This window comes from Actinosynnema sp. NPDC023794, from assembly GCF_040639675.1.
Lineage (GTDB): Bacteria > Actinomycetota > Actinomycetes > Mycobacteriales > Pseudonocardiaceae > Actinosynnema > Actinosynnema luteola.
On record NZ_JBFAFR010000001.1, the window covers coordinates 624,855 to 636,672 of the forward strand.

The following is an 11,818-nucleotide window of genomic DNA, read 5'->3' on the forward strand; positions in this document are numbered from 1 at the left end:
CCGCGTCATCGGGTTCCGGGTGGTCCCCGTTACGAGGTGCCCGGATGGCGGTAACGGTTACCGCACGTGACCGATATCGGGGGCATGTACGTTGCGTCCGTCCGGCCCGGCGAGCGGGTGAGGGGCCGGGTTCCCGGCACGGTCGTCGCGCTCGGCGCGGTGAGCCTGCTGACCGACGTCTCGGCCGAGATGGTCACCGCGTTCATGCCGGTCTACCTGCTGTTCACGCTCAACATGAGCTACGCGCAGTTCGGGGTGCTCGACGGCCTGTACACCGGTGCGACGGCCGTGCTGAGGCTCGTCGGCGGCCACCTCTCGGACCGGACGCACCGACACAAGGCGGTCGCCGCGGTCGGTTACGGGCTGTCGGCGGTGACGAAGCTCATCTTCCCGCTCGTGGGCGCGTCGGCATTCGGGATCGGCGCGACCATGGCGGCGGACCGCGCGGGCAAGGGTCTGCGCACCGCGCCGCGTGACGCGCTGATCTCGTTGGCCACGCCGCCGGACCGGTTGGGCGCGGCGTTCGGGCTGCACCGGAGCATGGACACGGTGGGCGCGCTGCTCGGGCCGTTGGTGACGTTCCTGCTGCTGTACTGGGTCGGCACGGTGGCGGGTCCGGTGTTCGTGGTGAGCGCGTGCTTCGCGGCGGTGGGGCTGATCGTGCTGGTGGCGTTCGTGCGGGAGAACCCGCGGCCGGTGTCGACCGGGCCGCGTCCGTCGCTGCGCGCGGGGTTCGCGTTGCTGGGGGAGACGGGGTACCGGCGGCTGGCGGTCGGGGCGGCGGTGCTGGGCCTGGCGACGTTGTCGGACGCGTTCGTGTTCATCCTGGTGCAGAAGGCGACGAACGCGCCCCTGCACCTGTTGCCGTTGTTGCCCTTGGGCACCGCTCTGGTGTTCCTCGTGGCCGCCGCGCCAGTGGGGCGGCTGGCGGACCGGATCGGCCGGTGGCCGGTGTTCCTGGGCGGGCACGTGCTGCTGCTGGCCGTGTACGTCCTGTTGCTGGCTCCCGGCACCGGTTACTTCGGTGTGGGTGCGGCCCTGGTGCTCCACGGCCTCTTCTACGCCGCGACGGACGGCGTCCTGTCCGCACGGGTGAGCGCGCTCGTGCCGGAGTCGTTGCGCGCGTCCGGTTTGGCGGTGGTGCAGACGGGCCAGGCGTTGGCGCGGCTGGTGTCGTCCGTGGCGTTCGGCTTCCTGCTCCAGTTCGCCGCCTTCGGCACGGCGGTGTACGCGGCCATCGGCTCACTTCTCGTCGCCGTGGTGGTGGCGTGGCGGCTCAACAAGCGGGCCGGCCCCCGTGAAGGGGCCGGCCTCGCCTCCTAGAGCAGGCCGATCGAGCCGTGTGCCACTGAACGGCCGTGGGTAAGGTCGCCCGCGTGGCTCGCCGTGTAACCCTGGAGCAGGGTGGCCAGGCCCACCAGCAGGGGGACGTTGGCGTCGCACTGCGCCTTGCCGTAGGCGTTCGTGGTCGCGGTGCAGAGGGGGTGGCCCTTGACCGTGCGGAAGGTGATCCGCTTGCCCGCCACCGGCTTGCCGGTGTGGGACTCGGTGAGGGTGGCGTCCAGGCCGCGTGCGGTGAAGCCCAGCAGGCGCAGTTGCAGCTGGGCGTGGCCGGCGGTCAGCTCGGTGGGGGCCGGCGGGACGGCGTGGATCGCGATGCCCACCGGGTTCACGCCCACGGGGACGGTGCCGACGACGGCCAGGGTGGCGGTGTCCACGACGGACACCGTGCCGCTGTTGAAGTTCGTCACGTAGGCCTTCGTGCCGTCCGGGGTCAAGGAGACGCTGATCGGTCTGCTGCCCACTGGGACCTGGGCCACCGGCGTGAGGGTGTTGATGTCCACGACGGACAGGCTGTGGCCCTCGCTGTTGGTGACGTAGGCGCGCGTGCCGTCCGGGGAGATCGCGACGCCGTGCGGGATGAAGCTGACCGGGACCGTGCCGATCACGGCGTTGGACGCGGTGTCGACCACGGACACGTTGTTCGACAGCTTGTTGACCACGACGAGCTTCGCGCCGTCGGGGGTCACGGCCACGGCGGTCGGGGTGTTGCCGGTCGCGATGTCGGCGATCTTCGCGTTCGTCGCGGTGTCCACCACGGAGACCGTGCCCGGGCCGGCGACGTCGTGCGCGACGTAGAGCCGCCTGCCGTTCGGCGTGATCGCGATCCCGTCGGCGTTCGCGCCGACCGGGATGGTCTCGGTGGTGGCCACCGTGGCCGCGTCCACCACGGACACCGTGCCGGCCAGGTAGTTCGACACGTACACGTGCCCACCGGACGGCGACACGACGACGCCGGCGGGGCCGTCGCCGACCGGCACGGACGCGTCCACGGTGTTGGTCGGCGTGTCGATGATGGTGAGCGTGTCGTCGCGCACGTTGGTCACGTAGCCGCGCGTGCCGTCGAACGCGACGCCGACGCCGTAGGGCGAGTCGCCGGCGGAGTCGATGAGCGTGGAGGTGACGGCGTTCGTCGCGGTGTCCAGCACCGACACCCCGCCGCCGTTGTTGGCGACGTAGCCGAGCACGCGCACGGGATCTGCGACGGCCGTCCCCGACGGCGCGAGCAGCAGCGCCGCACCCAAAGCGACCGCGCCGCACACCGCCGGCGTCTTGCGGATCTGTCTGAGCACGATCGGCCTCCGTGGGTTCGGGTCCCCGCACTGCCCCCATCGCCGGCCGGCTCCGCGCCGTTAGCCCGTCAGAACCGGTACACGTGAACTTGGTACGGACCGAAGTCGTCCACGATCCGGCCGTCCACGATCGGCACGGTCCGGTCCTCGTCCACCACCGTGGCCGTGCCCGACGACACCGGCACGGTGAGCGTGACGCGAGCGGCGAGGCTGCGGGGGTGGTCCTTGGTGCCGTCGGTCTGCGCCAGCACCCAGCGGGTGTCGCCGAGCTGCTTGTGCAGCACGGGGACCGGGATGCCGTTGTCGCTCGACGCGGTCACGCCCGGCGCGTTCGGCGCGTTGAGCACCGGTGCCAACGACTTCAGCCGCGCGTTCACGGCGGCGACGCGAGCAGTGATCCCCGGGCGGGTCAGGATGCTGGAGTACTCCCCCGTCCCGTCGGTGTAGAAGCTGTGCGCGAAGTAGTTGATGCCGGTGGCGCCGTGCAGGATCGTGTTCCACACCGCCGATTCGAGCTGGTCGGGATCGATGATCTCGCCGCGGTCGTGCGGGTGCCCCGTCTCGACGAACCCGTACAGCGGCTTGTCCGGGCCGCACCACTTGCGCATGGTGTCGATGACCTGCCCGTAGCTGTACGCGCCCACGGTGTGGTTGCGGTCCGGGTGCGTCCAGCCGTAGTAGTCGGCCGACGCGATGTCCGCGGCCGAGCAGTAGGTCCGCATGTCCTCTTCGTACGACTCCTCGATGTAGCCGTAGCCGATCTCGCCGGTCGGCGTGCCCATCCACGGGCTGAAGTTGAGGTACGTCGGCCGGGACGGGTCCTTGGCGCGCACCGCGTCGGCGGCCTTCACGATCGCCGACGGCTGCATGTCCGGGTGGAACACGTCGCCGTAGACCTTGGTCATGTCCGGCTCGTCGGCGATCAGGTAGCCGACGTAGTTGCGGGCGTGCGCGGTGTCGACCAGGACCTCGTCGACGCGCGTGCCGTCCACGTACACGCGCCAGTCGGTCTCGTGGAGCCCTTCCTGGCGGAGGTACCACCACTCGTCCTCCCAGAGCCCGATGCCGAAGTCGACGCCGATCTCCGGGAACGCCCGGCCGAGCTTCTTCCCGTTCTCGACGCCGGACGGGTCCTGCATCCAGACGTTGATCGGGAACACGGCCGGGTCGCCGGTCGGGTTGGGTCCGTTGGCCCACTGCTCGTAGTAGTCGACGGACGGGCCGGCGGGGACGGGCGTGGGCGTCGGGTCGGCCGGCCGCCGAGCCTCGGCCGTGCACGCGGTCAGGACGAGGGCGACGGCCAGGACCGCGCGGGTCCCGGTCACCTCGACGCCCGCGCGGCCAGCACTCGTTTCGCCTTCTCGAAGCCGTCCGGGCCGAGCAGCCGCAGCGCCGCGGTCTTGGCCAGGTACCGGGCGCCGTCACGCGCCGACCGCAGCGGGTGACCGATGAACCTGTCACGGGCCAGCACACCGCCGGCGGGCTCCGGCACGTCGTCCAGCGCCGCGCCGAACCGCGGCCGGTGCGGCGCGGGCGCGACCAGCCTGCCGCGGGTGCGATTGCTCACGTTCCCGCCGTGCACGACCTGGAGCCAGCCGGGCGGTCCGCCCAACGACACCACCTCGGCGTGCCGGTGCAGCCGGGTGTGCCAGTCGGCCCAGCACGTCACCGGCGCGTCCCAGCTCTCCCGCATCGACGCGAACGCGTTGTCGCGGTCGTGGTGCGCGAACAACCCGGTCGGGCTCTTGACCAGCCCGTTCGCCAGGTAGAGGGCGGTGCGGCGGCCCGTGGACCGCTGGGCCTGGAGCCGGGCGACGAAGTCCGCGGCGAGGCCGTCGTCGTTGTCCAGGTTGGTGGTGATCAGCTCGTCGCCCCTGACCGGGAAGAGCTTGGCGATGTCCTCGATCAGCTCGTCCCGGCTGACCTGCGTGCGGAACACCGGCGTGTACGCGTCGCCGTGCGCCTCGATGCGGTCCTTGAGCCACTGCGGGCTCTCCGGGTCGAAGTAGATCATCCACCGGAAGTCCGAGGACGTCTGCGCCGCCACGGACGGCAGGCAGTACCGCTCGAACAGCGCGACGCGTTCGGTCAACCACCCCTCCCGCGCCCGCACGACGCTCTCCGCGCCGACGGACGGCAGGTTGAAGCGCGTCAGCACGACGTGGTCCATGGAACCCCTTCCCGTATCTCCTCCTACATCGGGATCGGGGCCGCGCCGTTAACGATCCGCGGTCGAACACGATGAGTAGAGCGTGACTGAGCCCCCGGCACGACCAACGGTCGACGTCGTCATCCCGTGTTACAACTACGCGCGATTCCTGCGCGCGTGCGTGCAGAGCGTGCTCGACCAGCCCGGTGTCGACGTGCGGGTGCTGATCATCGACGACACGTCGAGCGACGAGACGCCCGAGGTCATGGCCGAGTTGACGCAGGACCCCCGGGTCGAGGGCCGCAGGCACGAGGTCAACCAGGGCCACATCGCGACCTACAACGAAGGCCTGCTGGAGTGGGCCAAGGCCGACTACACCGTGCTGCTGTCCGCCGACGACCTGCTCGCGCCGGGCGCGCTGGCCCGTGCCGCCGAGGTCTTCGAGGCCAACCCGAGCGTCGGCATGGTGTACGGACGTGTTGTTTATTACACCGACCACGACGACCTGCCGTCCGTGATCGCTCCGCCGCCCGGTCGCACGGTCTGGTCCGGTGTGGACTGGATCGAGGCGCGTTGCCGCACGGGGCAGAACGTGCTGTCCTCGCCGGAGGCCGTGGTGCGCACGTCGGTGCAGCAGGAGGTCGGCGGCTACCGGCCGGACCTGCCGCACGCGGGCGACCTGGAGATGTGGATGCGCATCGCCGCGGTGTCCGACATCGGCTACGTGCGCGGCAAGCCCGCCGCGTACTACCGGGTGCACCAGCAGAGCATGATGCGCACCCAGTTCTCGTCGCTGTTCGCCGACCTGGAGCAGCGGCAAGCCGTGTTCGAGCGGTTCTTCGCCGAGCACCCCGACCTGCCCGCACGGCTGCGGGCGCTGGCCGACCGGTCGATCGCCAAGGACGCGTTGTGGCGGGCGGTGCGCGCCTACGACCGGGACAAGCTGGACGAGATCCCGGTGGACGAGCTGGTGGCGTTCGCCCGGCGGGTGTTCCCCGACGCGGCGCGGCTGCCCGAGTACCGGGCGTTGCGGCGGCGGCGGGCGTTGGGGCCGCGGGTGTGCAGCCGCACGCAGCTGTTCGTCGGCAGCCACCTGGTCAAGCGGGGCGCCGGCGTCGTGGGCAAGCAGGTCTGGAAGTGGCGCGGCCAGTGACCGCCGAGGTGGAGCCGACCGGGACCGGGCGGCCGGAGCTGCGGCGCAAGGTCGGTTCGGCGATCCGGTGGAGCGTGGTCAACAGCCTGGTGCAGCGGTTGGGCCAGGTGGGTGTCGGCGTCCTGCTGGCCCGGCTCATCGCGCCGGAGCAGTTCGGCGTGTTCGCGGTCGCGCTGGTGGTGCTCAACATCGTGATGAGCGTGAGCGAGATGGGGGTGAGCGTCGCCCTGGTGCGCAGCGAACGGCCGGTCGAGGAGCTCGCGCCCACGGTGACGACGCTCTCCATCGCGTCCGGCGCGCTGCTGGCCCTGCTGTGCGTGCTCGGCGCGCCGTGGTTCGCCGAGGTGATGGACACGCCGCAGGCGACCGGCGTGATCCAGCTGATGTCGCTGTCGCTGGTGATCGCGGGCGCGTCGGCGGTGCCGGGCGCGGTGCTGCAACGCGAGTTCCGGCAGGACCACAAGTTCGTCGCGGACACGTCGGCGTTCGTCGTCGGCACGGCCGTGGTGGTCGTGCTGGCGTTGCTGGGCTTCGGCGCGTGGAGCCTGGCGTGGTCGCGGATCGCCACCAACCTGGTCGCCGCCGTGGTGATGTTCGCCTACACGCCGACGCGCTACCGACCGGGGTTCGACGCGGTCCAGGCACGGGAGGTGCTGGCGTTCGGGCTGCCGTTGGCGGGGGCGAGCCTGCTCGTGTTCGGGGTGCTCAACGTCGACTACATCATCGTCGGCAGCGTGCTCGGCACCGTGCCGCTGGGGTTCTACCTGCTCGCTTTCAACCTGGCGAACTGGCCGGTCGGCGCGTTCTCGCAACCGGTGCGCAGTGTGTCGCTCGCGGCGTTCTCGCAGGTCAGAGATGATCCGGAGCTGTTCGCGCGGACGTTCTCGCGTGCGCTGCGGCTGCTCGCGCTGGTGACGGTGCCCGCGTGCGTGCTGCTCGCGGCGTTGGCCGACCCGCTGGTGCGCACGGTGTACGGCGAGCGGTGGGCCCCGGCCGCGCAGGCGTTGGCGTTGCTGGTGCTGCTGGGAGCGCTGCGGGTGGCGTTGGAGCTCGGGTACGACTACCTGGCCGGCGCCGGGCGGTCGCGCGCGATCCTGGTGATCCACCTGGTGTGGCTGGTCGCGCTCGTGCCGCTGCTGGCGCTGGGCGCGCACCTGGACGGCATCCGGGGCGTGGCGCTGGCGCAGAGCGTGGTCGTGCTCGTGGTGATCGTGCCCGCCTACCTGATCGCGTTCCGGCCCTACGGGTTGCGGGCGCGGGCGTTGGGCGCGGCGGTCGCGCGGCCGGTGGCCGGCGGTGTGGTGATGGTCCTGGTGGCGTCGGGCGTGCAGTGGGTCGTCGACGGCGCCCTGTGGCGGCTGCTGGTGGGCGGCGCGTTGGCGTCGCTGGCGTACGCGGCCGTGGTGTTCCCCCTGCGCCACGAGGTGCTGGGCCTGTTGCGGAGGAGTGGCGCGTGAGGGTCGTCCAGCAGTTGCGACGACGGGCGCACCAGGTCACGCGGATCATGCGTGAACAGGGTGTGCGTCAGGTCGGCGCCCGTGCGCTCGGGCGCGCGGCACGGCGGTTCGGCGCGGACGCCGAGGTGTTCCCGGTGCGCCTGGACGACGTGCGCGCGGCGGACATCGGCGCGCGGCGGCCGGTGGTCGTGCCGCCGGTGCCCGAAGACGGGCGGCTGACGGTCAACTGGGTCAGCACGCCGCCGTCACCCGGCTCCGGCGGGCACACCACGATGTTCCGGCTGATCGAGCACCTGGAGTCGGTGGGGCACACGTGCCGGCTGTACCTGTACGACGTGTACGGCAGCCGTGCGGCCGACCACGAGCGGGTGATCAGGTCGGCGTTCCCGGGTTTCCGGGGCTCGGTGCACGACGTGGCGGACGGGATGGCCGACGCGCACGCCGTGTTCGCCACCGCCTGGATGACGGCCTACCCGGCGTTCAACGACCCGTGCGCCGGCAAGCGGTTCTACCTGGTGCAGGACTACGAGCCGTGGTTCTTCCCGGTCGGCGGGCTGTCGGCGTTGGCGGAGAACACCTACCGGATGGGGTTCCACGGCTTCACCGCCGGCCGGTTCCTGGCCGACAAGGTGCGGGCCGAGACGGGGATGGCGGCCGACTTCTTCGACTTCGGCTGCGACGCGGACCGCTACCGCCTGACCGAGGGCGTGCTGCGGGACGGCGTGGTGTTCTACGCTCGTCGGCTGGCGCCCCGGCGGGCGATCGAGATCGGGTTGCTGGCGTTGGAGATCTTCGCCGAGCGGCACCCGGACATCGCGATCCACACGTACGGGGAGAAGATCGGGTCGCTGGGACCTCGGCACGTCGACCACGGGCTGGTCACGCCCGACCGGCTCAACGAGATCTACAACCGGTGCTACGCGGGTCTCACGCTGTCGATGACGAACGTCTCGCTGGTGCCGCACGAGATGCTGGCCGCCGGGTGCCTGCCGGTCGTCAACGACGCCGAGCACAACCGGGTCGTGCTGGACAACGACCACGTCCGGTACGCGCCCGCGACACCGCACGACCTGGCCCGCGCGCTGTCCGATGTGGTCGCTTCGCCCGATTTCGACGCGCTGGCGCGGGCCGCGTCCGCCAGCGTGACCGGCCGGTCGTGGGACGCGGCCGGGCACGAGCTGGAGAAGGTGCTCAGGCGGGAGCTGCCGGCCTGAGCAGGCGGCGCTGCGCCGGCCGTTCGACGAGCCGGTGCAGCAGCCACGCCAGCCCGAGCGAGACGGCCAGGAGGGCGACGGCGATCCCGATCGCCCTGGCCAGGTCGACGTCGTGCGGTCCGAACGCCTCCGCCGCCCGCATCACCACCTGGTGCACCAGGTAGAAGGCGAACGAGACCTCGCCGAGGAACACCGCCGCGCGGTTGCGCCACGGTGACCGCGCGCCGGTGACGTCGGCGACCGCGGCGGCCGGGATGAGCAGCGCCAGCGGGACGACCGTGCCGGCGACGTAGCCGAACGTGCCGGGCAGGTGGCCGGAGACGACGTACCCGGCGACCGCCAGCGCGCCCGCCCACCACAGGGGCAGCCGGATCCAGCGGCCCGCGCGCACGATCCGGGCCAGCGCCATGCCCAGCACGAACTCCAGCGCGCGGGTCACCGGGAAGACGTAGACGAACCAGTACTCCAGGCCGTCAGGCAGGGGCAGGGCGACCGCGGGGACGGCCATGACGGCGGCCATGAGGCCGACCGCGAACGCCCAGAGCCGCCGGTGCGGGACGCGGTCCACCAGCGCCAGCAGCCACGCGAACGCCGCGTAGAACGCCGCCTCGCACGACAGCGACCAGGCCGGTGTGTTGACGCCGAAGTAGATCGACTGCACCGGGACCCACGCTTGGAGCAGGAACAGGCCCACCACGCCGGCGAGGACGGACGCGCCGCCCAGCCAGGCGAGGCCCGCGAAGACGACCACCCAGACCACCACGTGGTTGGGCAGGACCCTGGCCGCCCGGCGCCGCATGCCGACGTTCGCCGGCACGCCTTCCCGCGCGGACCACGTGAGCACGAAACCGGACAGGAGGAAGAAGAACCCGACCCCGGTCGCACCCTGCCCGAACACCACCTCCAGGACGCCTTCCGCGCCGGTCCCGGAGAACAGGCCGCCGGCGTGCAGGTGGAAGCCGAAGACGACGAACGCGGCGAGGAAGCGGAGCCCGGTGAGCGAGGGCAGCCGGACCGGCGGCAGTGGCGGGATCGCCGGCGCGGACGACGGGAGCGGTGCCGGCGCGTTCGTCATCGGCGCTTGGCCCGACCGGCGGAACGGGCCGTGCCACCGTTGCCGCGTAACACGATTCTTGCGGTCGTATATTCGTTTCCCGCCAGGAATAACAACTTCTGCCTCCGATGCAGCAGGATTTCCTTTTGCCACAAGGAAATCGCGGTGCCGCGAAGGGCGTTAGCCGAAGATCAGCTCGGGGACGGCGAGGTGGCCTCGGGGATCACGAGCACGGCGGCGGCCGAGCCGTCGGCGGGCACGACGTGGATCGACGCGAGCTTGGCGTCCTTCGGCACGGCGGCGAACGCGAGCCGCTCGTCGTCCAGCCAGGTGGCCTGGTCGTCGACCCCGGCGGTGCCCGGCAGCCTGCGCTCCTCGCCGGTCTCGAGGTCCAGCACGGCCAGCTCCCACGGCCCGAGCCGGCCGATGCGCTTCTTGTAGGCGACCTTCGTGCCGTCCGGCGACAGCGACGGGCACTCCGCGTCACGCCGCAGCGACTCCAGGCGACGTGCCACCAGGTCGCCCTTCACCAGCCAGGTGTACCCGCCCGAGGCCAGGGTCGCGTAGAACGTCCGGTCGTCGGCGGCGACCGTCAGGCCCCAGTAGTTCACGTCCTGCGCGGCGTGCGGCTGCCCCTCGACCACGGCGGCGAAGCCCTCCAGCGACTCCACCGCGTCGCCGGACCGCAGGTCCAGGTACCCGGTCCGGGTGGAGAACCCGCCGGGCACCGAGTACGAGTCGCCGGTCACGAACGACGTCCACGTGACCACCTGCCCCGACGCCGACACCTTCGCCCGGCTCGGCACCCCCGGCAGCGGCACGGTCCGCACCACGCCGCCGTCCCGCGTCACCTCGGCCGCGTACGTCGGGCCCGGACCGGCCAGCTTCAGGCACACCGTCGTGCCGGCGGCCCGGTACACCCGCTGGCACGTCATCGGGGTCGCGCTGCGGGCGGCGGGATCGGCGAGGCGCACCTGCTCGACCCGGCCGCGGCCGTCGGCCAGGGCCACGAACATCAGGTCACCGTCGACCGCGGCCACCGGCACGGGTGAGGTGTCGCGCACGACCGACGTCACGTACGCCGCCGAGGCGCCGACGACCAGTACGATGGCCAGGACGGCGAACACCACGCGCCGGTGGGTCAAGTCCATCACCACCTGTAACGACTGGGCGCGAGTCGGCCGATTTCAGAGTAACAACACCCCGCGCGCACGCCCGCGGGTAGACGTGGATCGGGGAGCGGATGGACTTCTGGGGCGCCGTGCGAACGCTGCGCAGGCGGTGGTACATCGCCCTGCCGGCGGCGATCACGGCTGTCGCCGTGGCCGCCGGTGTGTTCCTGTCCATCCCGACGCGCTACCAGTCCACCGGGGTCATGGTGCTCACGTCGCCGTCGGCCGGTGGCACGTTCTCGGAGAAGCTCTCCCCCGAGGACGCGGTGCAGGTCAACCCGCTGCTGGCGTTCGACGGCAGCCTGACGACCACCGCGCAGATCCTCGCGCAGATCCTGGCCGACCCGAAGACCCGCAAGGAGTCGCTCGGCCTCGACAAGGACTCGACGGAGAACTTCACCGCGGCCGGCGGGGGCATGAGCGGCCCGTTCCTGTTCGTGACCGCGGACGGCAGCACCCCCGAGGCGGCCGAGCGCCTGGTCACCACGGTGATGGAGTTCGCGACCAAGGAGCTGGACGAGCAGCAGACCGCGCTGAAGGCGCCGGCGTCGACGTTCATCACCTCGCAGGTGATCGTGAACCCGACCGAGGCGGAGGCGCAGATCGGCGGCAAGGTCCGGTACGCGGGCGCGGCGTTCGTGCTGCTGATGCTGTTGACGACCGCGGCCACGTTCGGCGGCGACAGCGTGCTGAACCACCTGCGGCGGCGCCGTGAGGCGCGTGAGGGCGATGGCGCGGACGAGTCCGCCGTGACGCCTCCCCCGGCCACCACCACCCCGCCGCCTGCTGCCCCGCCGCCCGTTTCTCCGCCGTCCGCTTCTCCCCCGCCGTCGCCCAACGGCGCGCCGCGCCGTCCGCCCGGCCCACCGGTCCGCCGACCGCAGCCCACGGCCAGCGAGCAGACGGTGAAGATCGCCGCGCCGGGTCCGCGCAACCTCGGCAACCCGGGGGCTCCGGCGTGGCCGACCAGCGACGACAAAACCTGA

At 71.9% G+C, this 11,818-nt stretch carries 10 protein-coding genes; 5 read left to right on the plus strand and 5 right to left on the minus strand.

From position 1 onward, the window contains the following. Nucleotides 1-84 precede the first annotated feature (84 nt). The gene (locus AB0H12_RS02800) at nucleotides 85-1,323 is read left to right on the plus strand and encodes an MFS transporter (RefSeq protein WP_499620806.1); all 1,239 of its coding nucleotides are present in this window, start codon (nucleotides 85-87) and stop codon (nucleotides 1,321-1,323) included. Here AB0H12_RS02800 and AB0H12_RS02805 read toward each other — a convergent pair. The 3 genes from AB0H12_RS02805 to AB0H12_RS02815 all read right to left on the minus strand — a co-directional run bounded on the left by AB0H12_RS02805 (nucleotide 1,320) and on the right by AB0H12_RS02815 (nucleotide 4,803). Next, nucleotides 1,320-2,633, minus strand: a complete 1,314-nt coding sequence (locus AB0H12_RS02805) for a YVTN family beta-propeller repeat protein (protein ID WP_499620320.1) — start codon at nucleotides 2,631-2,633, stop codon at nucleotides 1,320-1,322. The genes AB0H12_RS02800 and AB0H12_RS02805 overlap by 4 nt on opposite strands. Before the next feature lie 68 nt (nucleotides 2,634-2,701). After that, nucleotides 2,702-3,958, minus strand: a complete 1,257-nt coding sequence (locus tag AB0H12_RS02810; protein WP_499620321.1) for a hypothetical protein — start codon at nucleotides 3,956-3,958, stop codon at nucleotides 2,702-2,704. After that, nucleotides 3,955-4,803 (minus strand): glycosyltransferase, encoded by an 849-nt coding sequence (locus tag AB0H12_RS02815; protein WP_499620323.1) that lies wholly within the window; start codon nucleotides 4,801-4,803, stop codon nucleotides 3,955-3,957. Before AB0H12_RS02815 ends, AB0H12_RS02810 begins: the two co-directional genes overlap by 4 nt. A gap of 82 nt (nucleotides 4,804-4,885) precedes the next feature. Between AB0H12_RS02815 and AB0H12_RS02820 the strand changes: the two genes are divergently transcribed. From AB0H12_RS02820 to AB0H12_RS02830, 3 genes are read left to right on the plus strand one after another with little or no spacing between them, the layout of a single operon-like run. Next, nucleotides 4,886-5,935 carry a glycosyltransferase gene (locus AB0H12_RS02820; RefSeq protein ID WP_499620324.1) on the plus strand — a complete coding sequence of 350 codons (1,050 nt, stop codon included), beginning with the start codon at nucleotides 4,886-4,888 and terminating at the stop codon, nucleotides 5,933-5,935. Next, the gene (locus tag AB0H12_RS02825; RefSeq protein ID WP_499620326.1) at nucleotides 5,920-7,392 is read left to right on the plus strand and encodes a lipopolysaccharide biosynthesis protein; all 1,473 of its coding nucleotides are present in this window, start codon (nucleotides 5,920-5,922) and stop codon (nucleotides 7,390-7,392) included. Before AB0H12_RS02820 ends, AB0H12_RS02825 begins: the two co-directional genes overlap by 16 nt. Then, nucleotides 7,389-8,606 carry a rhamnosyltransferase WsaF family glycosyltransferase gene (locus AB0H12_RS02830; RefSeq protein ID WP_499620327.1) on the plus strand — a complete coding sequence of 406 codons (1,218 nt, stop codon included), beginning with the start codon at nucleotides 7,389-7,391 and terminating at the stop codon, nucleotides 8,604-8,606. The genes AB0H12_RS02825 and AB0H12_RS02830 overlap by 4 nt, the downstream gene beginning before the upstream one ends. Here the strand turns inward: AB0H12_RS02830 and AB0H12_RS02835 are convergent. Then, nucleotides 8,584-9,681 (minus strand): acyltransferase family protein, encoded by a 1,098-nt coding sequence (locus tag AB0H12_RS02835; protein ID WP_499620328.1) that lies wholly within the window; start codon nucleotides 9,679-9,681, stop codon nucleotides 8,584-8,586. The two genes, AB0H12_RS02830 and AB0H12_RS02835, sit on opposite strands and share 23 nt — an antisense overlap. Before the next feature lie 170 nt (nucleotides 9,682-9,851). Continuing rightward, nucleotides 9,852-10,811 (minus strand): TolB family protein, encoded by a 960-nt coding sequence (locus tag AB0H12_RS02840; protein ID WP_499620329.1) that lies wholly within the window; start codon nucleotides 10,809-10,811, stop codon nucleotides 9,852-9,854. A 92-nt stretch (nucleotides 10,812-10,903) separates the two neighbouring features. On the opposite strand from AB0H12_RS02840, the gene AB0H12_RS02845 reads away from it, so the two are divergent. Beyond that, nucleotides 10,904-11,818, plus strand: coding sequence for a hypothetical protein (locus AB0H12_RS02845; protein WP_499620330.1), 915 nt, complete (start codon nucleotides 10,904-10,906; stop codon nucleotides 11,816-11,818).

What these genes read in the sequence shown, in the direction of transcription:
- AB0H12_RS02815 (WP_499620323.1), bottom strand. Translation starts at nt 4,803, where the DNA reads ATGGACCACGTCGTGCTGACGCGCTTCAACCTGCCGTCCGTCGGCGCG.
- AB0H12_RS02835 (WP_499620328.1), bottom strand. Translation starts at nt 9,681, where the DNA reads ATGACGAACGCGCCGGCACCGCTCCCGTCGTCCGCGCCGGCGATCCCG.
- AB0H12_RS02800 (WP_499620806.1), top strand. Translation starts at nt 85, where the DNA reads ATGTACGTTGCGTCCGTCCGGCCCGGCGAGCGGGTGAGGGGCCGGGTT.
- AB0H12_RS02845 (WP_499620330.1), top strand. Translation starts at nt 10,904, where the DNA reads ATGGACTTCTGGGGCGCCGTGCGAACGCTGCGCAGGCGGTGGTACATC.
- AB0H12_RS02840 (WP_499620329.1), bottom strand. Translation starts at nt 10,811, where the DNA reads ATGGACTTGACCCACCGGCGCGTGGTGTTCGCCGTCCTGGCCATCGTA.